The organism is Amycolatopsis sp. NPDC102389, from assembly GCF_044765885.1.
GTDB lineage: Bacteria > Actinomycetota > Actinomycetes > Mycobacteriales > Pseudonocardiaceae > Amycolatopsis.
In genome coordinates this window covers 30040-43995 of the sequence record NZ_JBIWKX010000010.1, presented here as the reverse complement: position 1 = coordinate 43995, position 13956 = coordinate 30040, and the positions used below count along the sequence as shown (strand labels likewise).

Annotated in this window: 16 protein-coding genes and 3 tRNA genes; 6 read left to right on the top strand and 13 right to left on the bottom strand. The window is 67.6% G+C overall.

Translation table 11 applies throughout. From position 1 onward, the window contains the following. Positions 1 to 61: 61 nt before the first annotated feature. From ACIRGA_RS11640 to ACIRGA_RS11615, 6 genes are all read right to left on the bottom strand, one after another. Positions 62 to 646, bottom strand: coding sequence for a PaaI family thioesterase (locus ACIRGA_RS11640; RefSeq protein ID WP_016330842.1), 585 nt, complete (start codon positions 644 to 646; stop codon positions 62 to 64). Between the two features lie 10 nt (positions 647 to 656). Continuing rightward, positions 657 to 2072, bottom strand: coding sequence for an MFS transporter (locus ACIRGA_RS11635; RefSeq protein ID WP_400939564.1), 1416 nt, complete (start codon positions 2070 to 2072; stop codon positions 657 to 659). Between the two features lie 214 nt (positions 2073 to 2286). After that, positions 2287 to 2748, bottom strand: a complete 462-nt coding sequence (locus ACIRGA_RS11630; protein WP_400939561.1) for a hypothetical protein — start codon at positions 2746 to 2748, stop codon at positions 2287 to 2289. A gap of 4 nt (positions 2749 to 2752) precedes the next feature. Further along, the gene (locus ACIRGA_RS11625) at positions 2753 to 3310 is read right to left on the bottom strand and encodes a SigE family RNA polymerase sigma factor (RefSeq protein WP_400939558.1); all 558 of its coding nucleotides are present in this window, start codon (positions 3308 to 3310) and stop codon (positions 2753 to 2755) included. Then, on the bottom strand, positions 3311 to 3655 hold the full coding sequence (locus ACIRGA_RS11620; RefSeq protein ID WP_400939557.1) for a hypothetical protein: 345 nt from the start codon (positions 3653 to 3655) through the stop codon (positions 3311 to 3313). It lies immediately after the preceding gene. A gap of 297 nt (positions 3656 to 3952) precedes the next feature. Beyond that, complete coding sequence (locus tag ACIRGA_RS11615; protein ID WP_400939554.1) at positions 3953 to 5191, bottom strand: Ig-like domain-containing protein; 1239 nt, start codon at positions 5189 to 5191, stop codon at positions 3953 to 3955. Between the two features lie 421 nt (positions 5192 to 5612). On the opposite strand from ACIRGA_RS11615, the gene ACIRGA_RS11610 reads away from it, so the two are divergent. Beyond that, positions 5613 to 5816 carry a cold-shock protein gene (locus tag ACIRGA_RS11610; RefSeq protein ID WP_003097368.1) on the top strand — a complete coding sequence of 68 codons (204 nt, stop codon included), beginning with the start codon at positions 5613 to 5615 and terminating at the stop codon, positions 5814 to 5816. A gap of 116 nt (positions 5817 to 5932) precedes the next feature. On the opposite strand, the gene ACIRGA_RS11605 is transcribed toward ACIRGA_RS11610, so the two are convergent. Continuing rightward, the gene (locus ACIRGA_RS11605; protein WP_016330848.1) at positions 5933 to 6352 is read right to left on the bottom strand and encodes a hypothetical protein; all 420 of its coding nucleotides are present in this window, start codon (positions 6350 to 6352) and stop codon (positions 5933 to 5935) included. A 546-nt stretch (positions 6353 to 6898) separates the two neighbouring features. Here ACIRGA_RS11605 and ACIRGA_RS11600 point away from each other — a divergent pair. From ACIRGA_RS11600 to ACIRGA_RS11580, 5 genes are all read left to right on the top strand, one after another. Next, complete coding sequence (locus ACIRGA_RS11600) at positions 6899 to 7156, top strand: hypothetical protein (RefSeq protein ID WP_020633070.1); 258 nt, start codon at positions 6899 to 6901, stop codon at positions 7154 to 7156. A 126-nt stretch (positions 7157 to 7282) separates the two neighbouring features. Further along, positions 7283 to 8062: a hypothetical protein gene (locus tag ACIRGA_RS11595; protein WP_400939552.1), complete on the top strand. Its 780-nt coding sequence runs from the start codon at positions 7283 to 7285 to the stop codon at positions 8060 to 8062. A 145-nt stretch (positions 8063 to 8207) separates the two neighbouring features. After that, positions 8208 to 8280: transfer RNA gene (locus ACIRGA_RS11590), tRNA-Glu, on the top strand. Between the two features lie 28 nt (positions 8281 to 8308). Then, positions 8309 to 8382, top strand: a tRNA-Asp gene (locus ACIRGA_RS11585). Positions 8383 to 8413: 31 nt separating this feature from the next. Beyond that, positions 8414 to 8487: transfer RNA gene (locus tag ACIRGA_RS11580), tRNA-Phe, on the top strand. Positions 8488 to 8575: 88 nt separating this feature from the next. Here the strand turns inward: ACIRGA_RS11580 and ACIRGA_RS11575 are convergent. The 6 genes from ACIRGA_RS11575 to ACIRGA_RS11550 all read right to left on the bottom strand — a co-directional run bounded on the left by ACIRGA_RS11575 (position 8576) and on the right by ACIRGA_RS11550 (position 13912). Next, on the bottom strand, positions 8576 to 9901 hold the full coding sequence (locus tag ACIRGA_RS11575; RefSeq protein WP_400939549.1) for a tyrosine-type recombinase/integrase: 1326 nt from the start codon (positions 9899 to 9901) through the stop codon (positions 8576 to 8578). A 17-nt stretch (positions 9902 to 9918) separates the two neighbouring features. Further along, positions 9919 to 10128, bottom strand: coding sequence for a helix-turn-helix domain-containing protein (locus ACIRGA_RS11570; protein ID WP_400939547.1), 210 nt, complete (start codon positions 10126 to 10128; stop codon positions 9919 to 9921). Positions 10129 to 10158: 30 nt separating this feature from the next. Further along, positions 10159 to 10434, bottom strand: coding sequence for a hypothetical protein (locus tag ACIRGA_RS11565; protein ID WP_400939545.1), 276 nt, complete (start codon positions 10432 to 10434; stop codon positions 10159 to 10161). A 1393-nt stretch (positions 10435 to 11827) separates the two neighbouring features. Beyond that, on the bottom strand, positions 11828 to 12019 hold the full coding sequence (locus tag ACIRGA_RS11560; protein ID WP_400939542.1) for a hypothetical protein: 192 nt from the start codon (positions 12017 to 12019) through the stop codon (positions 11828 to 11830). Positions 12020 to 12291: 272 nt separating this feature from the next. Then, on the bottom strand, positions 12292 to 12540 hold the full coding sequence (locus tag ACIRGA_RS11555; RefSeq protein WP_400939540.1) for a hypothetical protein: 249 nt from the start codon (positions 12538 to 12540) through the stop codon (positions 12292 to 12294). A gap of 187 nt (positions 12541 to 12727) precedes the next feature. Beyond that, positions 12728 to 13912, bottom strand: a complete 1185-nt coding sequence (locus ACIRGA_RS11550; RefSeq protein ID WP_400939538.1) for an AAA family ATPase — start codon at positions 13910 to 13912, stop codon at positions 12728 to 12730. Positions 13913 to 13956: the final 44 nt, after the last annotated feature.

Below are 13956 nucleotides of genomic sequence, written 5' to 3'. Positions count from 1 at the left end.
ACCTTGAGGCGGATACGAGACGGCGCCCCTGCAGCGAGTTTTCGTCAGCGCTCGACAGATATCACGGGTTGATGTCCCATTCGCGGGCGCGCTGGGCCTTCTCGTGCGCGGCGGCGAGTTTCTGCAGCGCCTCGGGATCTCCGTGAGTGCTGAAGTGCTCGAACTCGACCCGCACGAACAGCGCTCGCGCGCGCACCGCGACAGGGCCGTCTTCGGCGTCCAGCCGTCCGTCGGCGCTCACGTAGATCTTCCGGCCGGCGATGCCGTCCAGTTTCGTGGCGATGTACAGGGTCGAGCCGACCGGGACCGGCCGGAGGAAGTCCGTCTCCAGTTTCCCGGTGACGGCGGGGCGCCGCAGCAGGTTGCCTACGGTCGCGCCGAGCGCCTCGTCGAAGGCGCAGGCCAGCAGGCCGCCATGGGCGAGGCCGGGCGCACCCTGGTGGGCGGAGGTGACGGTGAACTTGGAGTACACCGTCGTCCCTTCGCCCACCGTCGAATGCAGGTGGAGCCCGGCCTCGATCTCGTCGCCGCACCCGAAACACTCACCGAAGTGGATGCCGAGGTGGCTGCCCTGCTTCGGGGCTTCCGGGTGGACGGTCGCCGGTTCGACTTCGACCGGCGGCCACGGCTGCGAGATACGGCTCATGGAAAAGACGTTAACTCGCCGGTAGCTCCGAGGCGCCGCCGGGAGTGGCCGTTTCCGGTTTCCGGCGCCGCGCGATCCGCGAGTTCACGATGCCGCGCAGCGACACCCCGGCCGTTTCGGGCAGCAGCAGGATCGGGATGGCCGCGATCGCCGCCGCGCCCATCAGGTAGTACGCGGGCCACAGGTTGTCGCCGGTCGCGGTCACCAGGCTGCCGATGATGTACGACGCCGTGCCACCGAAGGCGGCGGTCGAAACGCTGTACCCGATGGAGAAACCGCTGTAGCGCTCCTGCGTCGGGAACATCGCCGGCAGCGTCGCGGCCAGCACGGCCAGGATCAGCACCAGCGGCACCGCGATCATCAGCACGCCGAGCGTGAGCTGCCAGCCGTTCTGGTCGTCGGCCGCCGCGCCCATCAGCGAGAACGCCGGGATCGGGAACACCAGGAAACTCGCGCAACTCGCGATCAGGATGGGTTTTCGCCCGATGCGGTCGGACAGCATGCCGACCGGCACGATCAAGATCAGCATCAGCCCGATGGTCGCCAGGATGATCAGCAACGGCGCGTGCCCGCTGAAGCCGACCACGTCCTTGAGATAGGTCTCCAGGTAGGTGATCACGATGTAGTCGGCGACGTTCAGCATCACCACGATGCCGATCAGGTGCAGGATCGACGTCCAGTGCTTCTTGAGCAGCGCCTTCAGCGGCGACTTCTCGACCTGGTCCTTCTTCTCGATCTCCTGGAACAGCGGAGTGTCCTCCAGCTTGTTCCGCAGGTAGAGACCGACGATGCCGAGCGGGCCCGCGATCAGGAACGGCAGGCGCCAGCCCCATTCGCGCATGGCCTCGTCGCCGAGGACGACGGTGAAGATCGTGACGAAGCCGGCGCCCATCGCGAAGCCGACGAGGGTGCCGAACTCCAGCCAGCTGCCCCAGAAACCCCGGCGCCGGGCCGGCGCGTACTCCGCGATGAACGTCGCCGCGCCGCCGTACTCACCGCCCGCCGAGAAGCCTTGGATGGTGCGCAACAGGATCAGCAGGACCGCCGCGGCCGGGCCGATCGTCGCGTAGGACGGCAACAGGCCGATGACGAACGTCGACCCGGACATCAGGATGATCGTCAGCGCGAGGACCTTCTGGCGCCCGATCTTGTCCCCCAGCGGACCGAACACGAAGCTGCCGAACGGTCGCACGATGAAGGTGATCGCCAAGACCGCGAAGGTCGCCAGCGCGCCTTCGGAAGTGCTCGACGCATTGAAGAAGACCTGCCCCAGGATGGCCGGCATGAAGCCGAAAACACCGAAGTCGTACCACTCGATGCAGTTACCCATCGCCGCCCCGGCGACAGCCTTTCTGATCTGTTCAGGCGGGGCTTCCGCTGGTTCCCCTTTTTCCTGATATGACGCGCTCAGCGCCTCTTCGGCCATGGGTTTGACCTCCCGACCCACCCGTTTACTTACCCATCGTCGAGGGTTTGTTCCCTCGACCGTAGGGGTTCAAACGTTCTGGTTCAGCGTTTTGGATCGGTCGGCGGAGCACCGTTAGCCCAAGACGGTGACGAACGGCCAGGTGAAGCCGATGTCGGAGAATTTCCGATTACTTTGGGTCACACCGCGAGAATCGGACTTTCCGGGCGGAAGATCAGCGGGTCGTGGTCGCCGCCGGAGGCTCGCTCGGCTGCTTCGTCGGGGTGGGCCCGCGAGGAGGGACGGCCGTCGTCGTACGGCCGGGCTGGAGGGTCTTGGGCGTCGAGCGCGTCTGGTCGGGCTTCGTGTTCGGCGCGGGTGGGGGCGGCTGCTTCTCGGGAGTGACTTCCGGCCGGGGAGTCGTCTCGGAAGGCGCCGGTGAGACCGGTACCGGGGCGATGGTCGACAGGCCCGGACCAGCGGGCTGTACCGGCGCGGGCCCCTCCCCGCCGCGACCACCGACGGCGATCGCGCCGAACACGATCACCGCGACCGTCGCCAGCGAACTCCCCGCGACGGCCAGCCGTTTGCGTCGTCGCCGGATCCGGCCACCCTGCTCGATGATGTCCGCCGCCCGGATGCCGAGCGGGGGACCGCTCGCCCCGTGCGAGAGCACGCCTTTGATGTCCTCGTCCATCTCCTCACCTCCCATCGTCGTGCGCTCCGCTCAAGGCCAGTTCACTGAAATGCGGTCCGAGCCGCTTGCGCAGGGTGGCCAGCCCCCGCGCGCTCTGGCTCTTGACGTTCCCGGTGCTGCAGCCCAGCGTCGTGGCCGTCTCTTCGACGCTGAGATCTTCGAAATAGCGCAGGACCAGCACGGCCCGCTGCTTCGGGGCGATACCGGACAAGGCGTGCCTGACCAGCATTTCCTGCTCCGTACCGCCGGCTTCGCTCGGCACTTCGGGAAGAGTGTCCGTGAGCTTTTCCCGTTTGCGCCAGCCGCGCCGATGCTCGGAGAGGAACGTCCGCAGCACGATCTTGCGCGCGTAGCCGTCGAGCGCGTCGTGCCGGGAGAGCCTCGGCCAAGCCAGGTACAGCTTCAGCAGCGCGGCCTGGGTGATGTCCTCGGCCTGGTGCCAATCACCGCACAGGAGGTACGCGGTGGCACGCAGGCTGTGCGCGCGCTCGTCGAAGTACCGGGCGAACTCGCCGTCCCACGGCGAGCCCGTCCCGGTCTTCGACGAGCGGCTCGGCGACACCTAGTTACCGGCTCCTTCGACGATGGCGGGGAGGTGCAGATCCCCGGTCGGCCCGGCGGGGACGGCCTTCGGCACGCGGTGCTCGCCCGGCGCGGCGACGCCCGGCTTCTTCGTGACGTCCCGCGGCGGGGCCGTGGTGGCGCGGGGCGGTTCCGCCGGCCGCGTGCTGGTGGGCGCCGCGGTCGGCGGCTGGGGCGCCTGGGTGACCGTCGGCGACGGCGCGCTCTGGTCGGCCGACGCCAGCGACGTGGTCGCGAAGGCGGCGCCGCCCGCCAGCAGCAGCGCGCCGAGGGAAAGAGCGATACGAGTACGCAAGAGTGTCTCCTCGATCCGGGCGCCGCTCATTGGCCGCGGCGCCTTACGTCGTTAGACATGCGTCCCGCCCACCGCAAGGTTGCAGTGACTTTTCGGAAGTTTCCCGAGACGTCTCCCCAAGGGCGCTCCGCGCCCGACGGAGACTTCACCCGTGCGCCTCTTTCGGGCCGGAGGCCCACTGGAACCTTTTGCGGGGCGCCCTTCGCGGAGAAGTGAGTCTGATCGCGGTGTCGCGCCCCTCGAAAGGTTCCAGTCAGCGCACGGCAACCAGCACGAACGGCCGGAGACCACAGGGGTCTCCGGCCGCCCGGTTTCATGGAAGTTCCGTCAGCGCAGGGCAGACAGACCCTGCCACTCTTCCCAGGAGTAGGTCCAGTCGCTGTAGTCGCGCGCCCGGTTGATCTTCTGGGTGCTGCCCTCGATCTCGACGGGGTCCCCGACCAGGGCGCTGTCCATGTACGCCTTGGCGTTCGCCGGCGCCAGGTTCACGCAGCCGTGCGAGATGTTCTTCTTGCCCTGCGCCCAGATCGAAGGCCCGTAGCCGTGGATGAACTCGCCGTTGGTCGAGAACCGCACCGCGGACGGCACGACGATGTTCTCGTACTTGTAGCGCTCGTTGGTCATCGAGTACGTGTCGTGCTTGGACATCACCACGTGCGTGCCGCTCGGCGTCACGCGGCCCGGGTCGGCGTCGAGGCCGTAGCTGGCCGGGTAGTCCGCGATCTGCTGCCCGTCGCGGATCACCAGGAGCCGGTGGGTCTGGGTGTTGCCCTTGACGATCTGCGAGCGGCCGATCGTGAAGCTCGCCGAACGGTCTTCCTTGCCGTACACGCCTTCGCCGATTTTGACGCCGTAGATCTTGGCGTTGAACTTCACCGTGGTGCCGGGCTGCCAGTAGGCCTTCGGCCGCCAGTGCACGGTGGTGTCGTCGTGGACCCAGCCCCACGAACCCTCGGTCTTCGGCGTGGTCTCGACCGACAGCGCCTTCTCGACCGAAGCCTTGTCGGTGACCTTGCTCGGGAACGTCAGCGTGATCGGCATGGCGATGCCGTACGTCTGCCCGTCGAAGACGTTGATGTTCGCGCCCACCTGCTTGCGCGGCTTGACCGTGGTGAAGGCCCCGCCGATCTGGACGGGCTTGCCGTCGGTGCCGGTGGCCTTGCCGGACCACGTGTAGGACTTGCCGTAGCCGAGCTGCTCGGTGGTCGTCCAGCTCTTCTTGTCCTCGGACGGCTGCCCCGCGACCTGCTTGCCGTCCGGATTGGTCAGCACGACCTGGTCGAGCGTGCCGTCGGCGACGCTGACCTTGATGGGCTGCCCCGGCGCGACGTCCTGCGCGCCCGCCGCGGGCTCGTACGTCAGTTTGGCCGGCGCGGGCGCCTTGCCGCCGGTGTCGCTGCTGACCGGCCCGCCGCCGTCCGGCCCGCTGGCCGAGACGGTCGGCTCGCTGCTGCACGCCCCCAGCGTCAGAGCCGCCACCAACCCCAGTGCCGCGATCGCCGCCCGGCGGCGTGCGGTTTCCGTGAACCTCAAAGCTTCCCCTTTGCTCCCCTGTACACCGACCATGACGTCCGGACCGCCCCGTAAGTTGATCCCACCGGGAGTGATGCGAGTCACAATCGGGTGGATCGTAGTTCACGATCGGGGCATGGCCGACTTCGGTCCGTGTCCGGCGATGACCTGAGGTCGGCGTGCGGCGATAGGTTAGCGAGGGGGTCCGACAGAAGCCGGACCGGTATACGACGTTCCGGTGACCTTGGTACTCGGGGGTGCCCAAGGTCCGATCGCGGGCTTCAAATATGGCCAGATCCCGGTACGCTGCCATCAGGCCGTCGTTTTGCGTGTTCGTGGCTTCACACTCGCGGAACTTCTGACGCGAGCCATGAGCCGGTGACGCGCTCTTCGCTCGACTCGTTGGAACCGCCCGGGACGGTCTGGGTGTCGCTTCGGAGGCACTCGAAGCGGATGTGCAACGAGGAGTAAAGCGGTGGCGCAAGGCACTGTGAAGTGGTTCAACGCGGAGAAGGGCTTCGGCTTCATCGCGCAGGATGGCGGCGAGGGCGACGTCTTCGTTCACTACTCGGAGATCGAGGGTCGCGGTTTCCGCACGCTCGAGGAGAACCAGCGAGTGGAGTTCGAGGTCGGTCAGGGCCAGAAGGGCCCGCAGGCCCAGAAGGTCCGCGCGATCTGAGTCCGCCCTTCAGGCGTTGCTCAGACTGATCGGAAAAGCCCCCGGCGATCTCGCCGGGGGCTTTTCCCTTGCCGCTCAAGCTTCTTCTGGTGTGCTGTTCCGTTCCGGGGCGACGGTCAGCGGGGGACGGGCTGCTCCCACGCGTTGGCGTCGAAGCGGAATTCGTCGGTGTGGGCTTCTTCGTGGCGGCGCTGCTGGGCCGAGTTGGCCTGCGACTCCCACGAGAGGCGCTCGAGGATCCATTCCTGCGCCAGCGCCTGCGGCGACAGGTTGCGCTCGGCGGCGGCGTCCTTGAGCTGTTCGCAGGCGATGAGGTTCATCCGCAGCTGGAACACCTGCGCTTCACCGAAACGCTTGCCGGTGCCGGTGCTTTCCGGGTCGTTCTCCGGGGCGAGGGCACGAAGGTAGCTGGTGAGCTCCGTGTCTTCGACGACCGCTTCGGCCTCCTTGGTGGGGGAGTTGCGGTGACGACCGGGGTTGACCGGCTTCAGGTTCGTGCGGCTGCCGCTACGACGGCTCAGGGAAGGAAGGGGCACCGGGCCACGATAACGGTTCGGTCTCGGCAAACCAACCACAGTGAGCCACGACACACCGAATTCTTTGTCTCGAATGGCCCAACACCCAAAAGAGCGACAGCAATGATGATCACTGACCGCAACCTAGGGCACTCAAGGCAACCACTCGCGCGAGCGACACTCGGTCCCTCAGCCGCCACCGGTCCGGGGCCGCCAACCGCCACCTGAAGGAACCTGGGGTCTGGGGGTGGCCCCCAGAAAACGGAGCGACCCCCGCGCCAGGGGGAGGAACGCGGGGGTCGGAGGGGATCTCCACAGGCGCTGACCGGGGGTGTGTCAGCAAATCGATTGTTGCACGGTTTGCTGAGAAGGGCGAGTGGGCGCGGGCAGAATTCCGGCCAGGGCGACACCTCTGGTTCGCCTGTGGTTCATGTGGCGCGGGTGTGCGCGTGATTGCTCTGCGTTGTGCGGAGCGTGTCGACAGGTTCACTCTCCGGGGGGCTGTGTGTCGCGGCCGGCTCTGGCTAGCCTCGCGGCCAAGCTGTTCGTTGGCCGTCTGGAGGAACCATGGGTGGGTCTGTGGAAGTTCGACAGTTCCTCCTTCGGTACGAAGGTGCCGATGGGGGAAGTTCGACGACGTTGGCGGGTGGTCTGCCGGCGCAGCGCACGGGTCAGGGGGACGCCCAGCGGGTGTCCGACGATCAGGTGCGGCGTGCCCGGCTGGCGGTGGCCAACGGGGCGCTGGGCGTGGATGACTGCGTCCAGTTGCTGGACATGCTGGGGTTGACGCTGGACGAGGACGGGCAGGCGCCCGTTCAGCGCTGAGTTCGTTCGTTCGAGAGGCCCGGTCGCGCGGGGTGTGCCGCGCGGCCGGGCTTTCGTTTGTCCTCGACGGCCACCCGTCAGTTGTGTAACACTGTTATCAATCAACTGACGGGAAGGTGTGGCGACATGGCCGACGAAGCGGCGATCGCGGTGGCGCGGGAGATCCGGGGCCCGGTGCAGGTGCTGGGCGGGAAGTTCATGACCTCTCCGGAGCTCGCCGAGGTCGAGGCCGAGGCGGGGCTGCCGCCGCGGACGCTCTACCTGCGAGGGCGTTCGGCGGTGCTGGGCGACCCGCCGCCGAAGGTGGTCGCGGAGCTGTTCGGGATCTTCCCGTCGTGGCTCTTCGAGTTCGCCTTGCCGCCCGCGATGGCGGCCCTCGACGCGGCCTCCGCGGTCCGCGCCTACTCGCGGTCATCAGCGAACTGGGGGCGCGTCAACCTTTCGGGTGTCGACGACCCCGGGCGTCCGGCGGATCTGCTGTTCCGTCTCGTGGACGCCGCCGACGCGAGCGGTCTCGCGTTGTTCGCCGGCTGGCAACTCGCCGAACGCCCCGAGGACGACGTCGAGCGGCTGGCGTTCGCGCTCATGGTCTTCCGCGAGTTCCGCGGCGGCGTCCACTTCGCGGCCCTTCGCGCGGTGGGCCTGACGGTGCCCGAGGCGGTCGTCGCGGATCCGGAAGGCGGCCGTGGCCGTCTCCTGCGCACCGCGTGGTCCGAGGAGGCCGCCGACGAACTGATCGCCGCGGCGGAGACGAAGGACGATCTGCGGCAGCGGTGGCGGCACGCCGAGGACCTGACCGATCAGCGCGTGGCCGAACTCCTCGCCGTCACTCTGACGGACGACGAGCGTGAAGAGCTTCGGCGACGTCTTGGCGCCCTGCTGGGCACCTCGGCCCTGATATCCTGAACTCACCGCGTTCTCGCAGGTCCCAGCCCTGTGAACAACTAGAGGACCCCCTGTGCGGGAGCCGAAACAGGGGTGTCCTATAGTTATGTTCGCTCCCGGGGACACCGGAGAGCGCGGGTCGGTCGGTTCGCCGAAACCGAACCGGGCTCCCATCGTCCAGCGGCCTAGGACTCCGCCCTTTCAAGGCGGCAACGCGGGTTCGAATCCCGTTGGGAGTACGCAGTACAGTACGAAAGCAGTATGCAAGGCCCTGTGGCGCAGTTGGTTAGCGCGTCGCCCTGTCACGGCGAAGGTCGCGGGTTCGAGTCCCGTCAGGGTCGCAAGATCGTTCGGCTCCTTGCCGGCGTTCCCGGCCAGGTAGCTCAGTTGGTACGAGCGTCCGCCTGAAAAGCGGAAGGTCGCCGGTTCGACCCCGGCCCTGGCCACCGCATCTACCTGCACAAACAGCCCCCACCGAAACCGGTGGGGGCTGTTTTGCTGTCGGGTCGTCTCAGTTTCCGTCTCAGTTCCGGCCTACTGGGGCTTCCAGAAGAACCCGTTGATCTGCCGCGCCACGTTCTCCTGCATGGTCGCCGTGACGTGCTGGTAGCGCTTGGCCTGACTGGAGTTGGACCAGCCCATCATCTCCATCACGATCCGCTCGGGGACGCCCAGCAGCAGGAGCACGGTGGCTGCGGTGTGGCGGGCGTCGTGAAGGCGTCCCTCGCGCACCCCCGCGTCTTCCAAGAGCTCCTTCCACTCGTCCAGGTCGCGGCGCGGGTCCAGCGGTCGGCCGTTGGGCTGGGTGAACATCCAGCCGCCCTCGTGCCACTCGGACCCGGCGTGCTCCCGTTCCGCCGCCTGCTGCTGCTCGTGGAGCATGAGCAGGTCGAACAGCTGGTCCGGGACGACGAAGCCACGACGGCCGGCCTTCGACTTCACGTCGACCTCCACCAGGCCGCCGCCGTGCCGCTGCGGGCACCACCGGGCGTGGCTCGTGCAGTCCGCCGCGCACGGTGGAGGACAGGGCTTGCGGCTGTGGCGCTTGCAATCTTCCTTACAGGGCTTGACTTTGTGGTACTTCGAGCCGCACGCGTGAGGGTCGGCGCAGCCGTGTTTCCAGGTTTGCCGTTGCAGCTGTTTGAGCACCCGCAAGCGCTTCGTCTTCCGATTCAGCCGGTCCCATTTGAACCCGATGGTTTCACCTTGCCGGGTGCCCAATACCAAGCCGAGTACGAACCGCACGCCGTTCCGGCGCTTGAGCGCCGCCACCAACAGCTGGCCGATTTCTTCTTCGTCGTACGGCTCGACTTCCTCTTCCTCGACCCGTGGCGCAGTGGCCAACGCGACCGGGTTTCTCGTGATCACGTCCCGTTTGTCCGCCACCCCGAACGCGGTCCGGGCTGTCCGATGAACTTGGTGAGCGGTCGCGGGTTTCGCGCCGCTCTCCAAAATCTTCGTGTACAGCTTCTCGAAATGGTCCGGCTCGATTCGGTCCATCCAGTGCTCGCCAAGTCCAGGAATGAGGTGCCGGTTCACCGCGGTGCGATAGCCCGTCACCGTCTTATAGCGGCAATTCAACGGCGCGATTTCCTCCACCCAGTGCGTGAGCCAGGCCGCGACTTTCCATCGCTTCTTTCCGGCTTTCGTCGCGGTTCCGTTGTCTCGCTGGGTTTCCAGCTCGCGAACAGCGTCGATTACCTCCGACTCTGTTTTCCGTTCAACGTGACGTCGGTCGGGTTTCCCGTTGTCCAGGAGGCCCATCGTGACGCGGCCGTGCCACTTGCCGTCTTTTCCTTCGTAGATGGAGCTTGCGCCGTTGGGGCGGCGGGTCCCTTCGGGGCGCTTCTTGCGTGCCATGTGGACTCTCCTCGTGTTCAGGCCGCTTGGGCGGCGGTGGTGAGTTTCTGGATGTAGGCGGTGATTGCGTCGGCGGGTACGCGGCGGGAGTGGCCGATGTGGACGCTGTCGATTTCGCCGGTCTTGAGGAGGCCGTACAGGGTGGTGCGTCCGATGGAGAGGCGTTCGGCGGCGGCCTTGACGGTGAGGAGGGCGCGCGGCGCCGGGGCGGTGTCGTTGGTGTGCATGGGATGCGGCTCCTGGATGCGTCGATGTGGTCAGTCGGTGGGCAGGCTGTCGACCCATTCGGCGAACCGTTTCCGGGGGATTTCCCAGCCGTGTTCGGTGCGGATGGCGGGGATGGTGCCGTTCTCGACGTAGTCGCGGGTGAGGTCGGCGGAGAGGTTGATCAGGTAGGCGGCCTGGTCGACGGTGTAGGTGGTGGCGTCGGGCGCGAAGGTGGGTATGGGGCCGGTGTAGGGCGCGTCGTCGGGTTCGTCGGTGAAGTCGACGACAACGGCGTGGTTGGGGAAGTGGAGCAGTCGGGCGGTCATCGGTGGTTCCTTCCGGTGCGGTGGATGGCCCTGTCCGGGGTGGATCAGGGCGTGTGTGCTTGACGCGCGTCGGTGCGGTTGGTCACGCTGGGTGAGTTACATGGCGGGTTACGCCGTGGGTTACGCCCGGCGGGGCGGGTTAGATTCGTAACCCGCCGGGTTAGGTGCCGTAACTTCCCGCTGAGCTGCGGCAAGTTACGCGGGTTACGCGAGTTACGCGGGTTAGATCAGTGCTGTTCCAGGGCCGAAAACTGCGGTTGCGCGATGACGTGGCGCGCGTAACCCGGCTCGCTGAAGCCAGTCCGATCGTGACGGCGAGTTACGATCTAACTCGGTCTCCGATCCGGGCCGTATCTCCCGGAACCACCTCCTGTTTCAGCCTCGTTTCTGGTCCGGTGCGGTCTGCTGCTGGGTGGGCCACCACCACCTGCCAGCTTCTGTTTCGCGCGGGTCCGGGTGAGTGCTGGCAGGGTGGTGGTGGGGTAGCTGGTCGCCGCCGCCGTACCCGCCTAGGTCTAGGCCGGGGCCAGGCCCCCAGACGGCACGTGGCGGACGTTCCGACCGGGTGTCGCGGTCCGGGGTCTAGGTGTCTAGGGCGCTGGTCAGGTGGTGACTGTGGGTCTAGGGGTGGGGTCTAGGTCTAGACCCGGTGCGGTCTAGGGAGGGAGTCACCGGGAGGGGACCCGTCATCGTCGATTCCGGGGTGTTTCCGGGGCTGGATTCCCTCGATTCCCTACCTCCCTTCGCTCCCTTCGCGGGCTGTTCCTGCTGGTCAGTCCGAGGGAGCCGGGCAAGGGAGCCGGGAAGGGAGAACTCCCTCCGCCGAACGTGGCTCCCTTGTTGATTCCCTCCCGACTCCCTCGCGGTCCGCGACCGCGTCCGGTCACCGTCCGTGCCTGCCGGGCGGAAGTGAGTGGATCGACCCCACACGCGGGAAACCCGTGTTTCCGGGGCTCCAGAGGGCTTGATCCACCGGGCTCCACTTGCCTCACTTGCTCACTTCCCGCGCCGTCCACGCTGGTCAGGGAAGTGAGCCGGGGAAGTGGGGGCCGAAGTGGATATCCACTTCTCGGTGGGTGGTCCACTGGTCGACTCACTTCCGATCCACTTGAGCCGAGAGTCACCGCCTTGCCCGGCCGGACCGCGCCCGCCGGGGTGATCCGGACGGCGGCCGACGCGCTGATCATGGGCGAAGCTCCTTCCTCGCTCGTGAGCCGTTTCGGGCCGGATTTCGTCGCCGCGCGGGTGGTGTTCCCCCGCTCCCCTTTCTCCCCTTTCCGGGTGTTGCGGCTGGTCGACGTGGGGGAGCCGGGGAGGGGAGCCCGGGAAGGATTTCCTTCCCGGTGGCCCGGGTTCCCCCTGTCGTTCCCCCACGGATTCCCCTCCCTGGTCGTCAGCTGTGCGGGCGGGGTGCGGGCACTCGGAGCGGGTTGGGGTCGTCGGTGACGTCGCGGTAGACGGCGGTGCCGACGTAGACCGCGGTGCCGTCCGGGCCGACCTCGAACACGGGCACGTAGTAGCGGCCTTTGCCGTCGGTCAGGATCCGAACCGGCGGGGTCGCGGGGCGCGGGGTGTGGCTGGACATCTGGGTCTCCTTCCGGGAGCCGGGTGGCCGGCCGGGGCGGGCACGGCGGGAGTGAGTTGGGATGAGTTCGCGAGTGAGTTCGGCCGAAACCGGATGAGTTAGCTCATTCGGCGAGTGAGTTGCCGGACAGTGGGTCTGACCTGCGAAAATGAGTTGAAGTGAGTCGAATGAGCCGAATGAGTTGGTCGTCCGGCGGGGTCGAAAACCCCCGTTTTCGCGGGTCTGCGACGTCCGGCCCGGAACTCATTCGGCCGGGCAGGAACCGAGCAGGGTCAGGCGGGGGCGCGGGTGGTGGGGATGGCTTCGCCCCACCGGTCACCCCACGTTCCCCGGGGCTCGGACGGCGGCTGGACCAGGACGGCGAGCCAGCTGGCGAGCCGCTTCATGAGCCCGTCCACGACGGCGAGGAGCAGCAGCAGCGGCCAGGACAGCAGGCGCAGCAGCAGGAACGCGACCAGGCCGCCGATGATGCCGAGCAGCACGAGCGTGCCGACGCGGGACAGCGAGTCGAACGGGGACATTCGGGACCTCCAGCGAGTCGAGTGGCAAGGGCGCAAGAGCGCACGGGGCGGGTCAAGGGCGTAAGGGCGCGGCAAGGGCGCACGGGCTTGCGCCCTTGATTTGTGCCGCCTGACCTGGTGTTTCGTGGTCAAGGGCGCAAGAGCGCAAGAGCGCACGGGGTTCTAGAGCCCGTGCGCCCTTGCCGGGCTACTCGTCGGGCGCGGTCGCGGCGGGCAGCGACCAGAACCAGGCGCTCCCGACCCGTTTCGCCTGAATGGGCGTGTTTTTCTTGGCGTTCTTGAGCTGGTCTTCGCTCCACGGGCCGACTTCGGCGCCTTCGGCGTAGACCTCCTTCGCGGGCACCGGCTCCCCGCGCTGCGTGAGCATGGACAGCAGCCATTCCCGTGCCTGGTCACGGTCTTTCCGCCGCTCCCCGTCCTCACGGGTGGGCGGGGTCTCGTCCAGCAGGTCGTTGACGTGCACGTCGGTCTCACCGGTGATGACCATCCGGCCCCACTGCGCGGGACCTTCCGGGGTGTCCAGCTCGATCGACTCCACGATGTAGCGCAGCGACGGCAGATCCAGCCGCCCAAGGTTGTTCTTGACCTGCGAGATCACCGCCGATCCGTCCCCGGCCTGGGTGTCGCGGGCGAACGCGATCGCGGCGCGGGCGACGGCGGAGAACGCCCGGCCGCCCATGATCCGCGACAGCACGTCGGTGCCGGTGGACTTGTTGAAGTGCGCGAGTCCGAAGATGGCGCACCCGGTCTCGTCCGCCAGCTTCGCCAGCGGTTCGAGCCCGGACCGCAAGTCCCGGTCCTGGTGCGGGTTGATCTTCTCGTCCAGCACCGAAATCAGCGGGTCCACGATCAGCAGCGCGACGTCATGCGCGAGGATCTGCGCGGCCATCGCGTCGCAGTCCTTCGGCAACGACAGCGGCAGCGAGGAACCGCCGATGTGCTCGACCTCGACCCGGAACACGCGGTCCAGGTCGGCCCCGGCCACGACCAGCCGCCCGGCCAACGTCCGCTCCCAGGAGTCCTCGGTGGCCGCGTAGATGACGCTGCGCGGGTGCCCGTAGTGGTGGCCGGGCAACTCGCCCAGCGTGACGCGGGCGGCGAGCCACGCGCAGAACAGCGACTTGCCGATGCCCTCCCGGCCGGGGCCGACCGTGAGCGCGCCGTGCGGCATCCGGTCGTCCCACAGCCAGTACGTGGGCCGAAGCTTGATCTCCGACACTGGAGTCAGCCGCACCGACCGCAGCGACGGCGGCGCGGACTCGGCCGGGTCGTGAACGTCGTCGCCGAACGGTTCGGGGTCGAGTTCGTGAACACCCGCGCCGGGGACGTCCACGGGCCACAGGTGCCGCCCGCTGGGGTCTGGGTGGGTCACTGGTGAACTCCCTTACGTGGTCGATCGATAGGGCCGACTCGTGC

What these genes read in the sequence shown, in the direction of transcription:
- ACIRGA_RS11635 (WP_400939564.1), bottom strand. Translation starts at nt 2,072, where the DNA reads ATGGCCGAAGAGGCGCTGAGCGCGTCATATCAGGAAAAAGGGGAACCA.
- ACIRGA_RS11560 (WP_400939542.1), bottom strand. Translation starts at nt 12,019, where the DNA reads ATGTCCAGCCACACCCCGCGCCCCGCGACCCCGCCGGTTCGGATCCTG.
- ACIRGA_RS11620 (WP_400939557.1), bottom strand. Translation starts at nt 3,655, where the DNA reads ATGAGCGGCGCCCGGATCGAGGAGACACTCTTGCGTACTCGTATCGCT.
- ACIRGA_RS11595 (WP_400939552.1), top strand. Translation starts at nt 7,283, where the DNA reads ATGGCCGACGAAGCGGCGATCGCGGTGGCGCGGGAGATCCGGGGCCCG.
- ACIRGA_RS11575 (WP_400939549.1), bottom strand. Translation starts at nt 9,901, where the DNA reads ATGGCACGCAAGAAGCGCCCCGAAGGGACCCGCCGCCCCAACGGCGCA.
- ACIRGA_RS11640 (WP_016330842.1), bottom strand. Translation starts at nt 646, where the DNA reads ATGAGCCGTATCTCGCAGCCGTGGCCGCCGGTCGAAGTCGAACCGGCG.
- ACIRGA_RS11615 (WP_400939554.1), bottom strand. Translation starts at nt 5,191, where the DNA reads ATGGTCGGTGTACAGGGGAGCAAAGGGGAAGCTTTGAGGTTCACGGAA.
- ACIRGA_RS11565 (WP_400939545.1), bottom strand. Translation starts at nt 10,434, where the DNA reads ATGACCGCCCGACTGCTCCACTTCCCCAACCACGCCGTTGTCGTCGAC.
- ACIRGA_RS11570 (WP_400939547.1), bottom strand. Translation starts at nt 10,128, where the DNA reads ATGCACACCAACGACACCGCCCCGGCGCCGCGCGCCCTCCTCACCGTC.
- ACIRGA_RS11630 (WP_400939561.1), bottom strand. Translation starts at nt 2,748, where the DNA reads ATGGACGAGGACATCAAAGGCGTGCTCTCGCACGGGGCGAGCGGTCCC.
- ACIRGA_RS11555 (WP_400939540.1), bottom strand. Translation starts at nt 12,540, where the DNA reads ATGTCCCCGTTCGACTCGCTGTCCCGCGTCGGCACGCTCGTGCTGCTC.
- ACIRGA_RS11600 (WP_020633070.1), top strand. Translation starts at nt 6,899, where the DNA reads ATGGGTGGGTCTGTGGAAGTTCGACAGTTCCTCCTTCGGTACGAAGGT.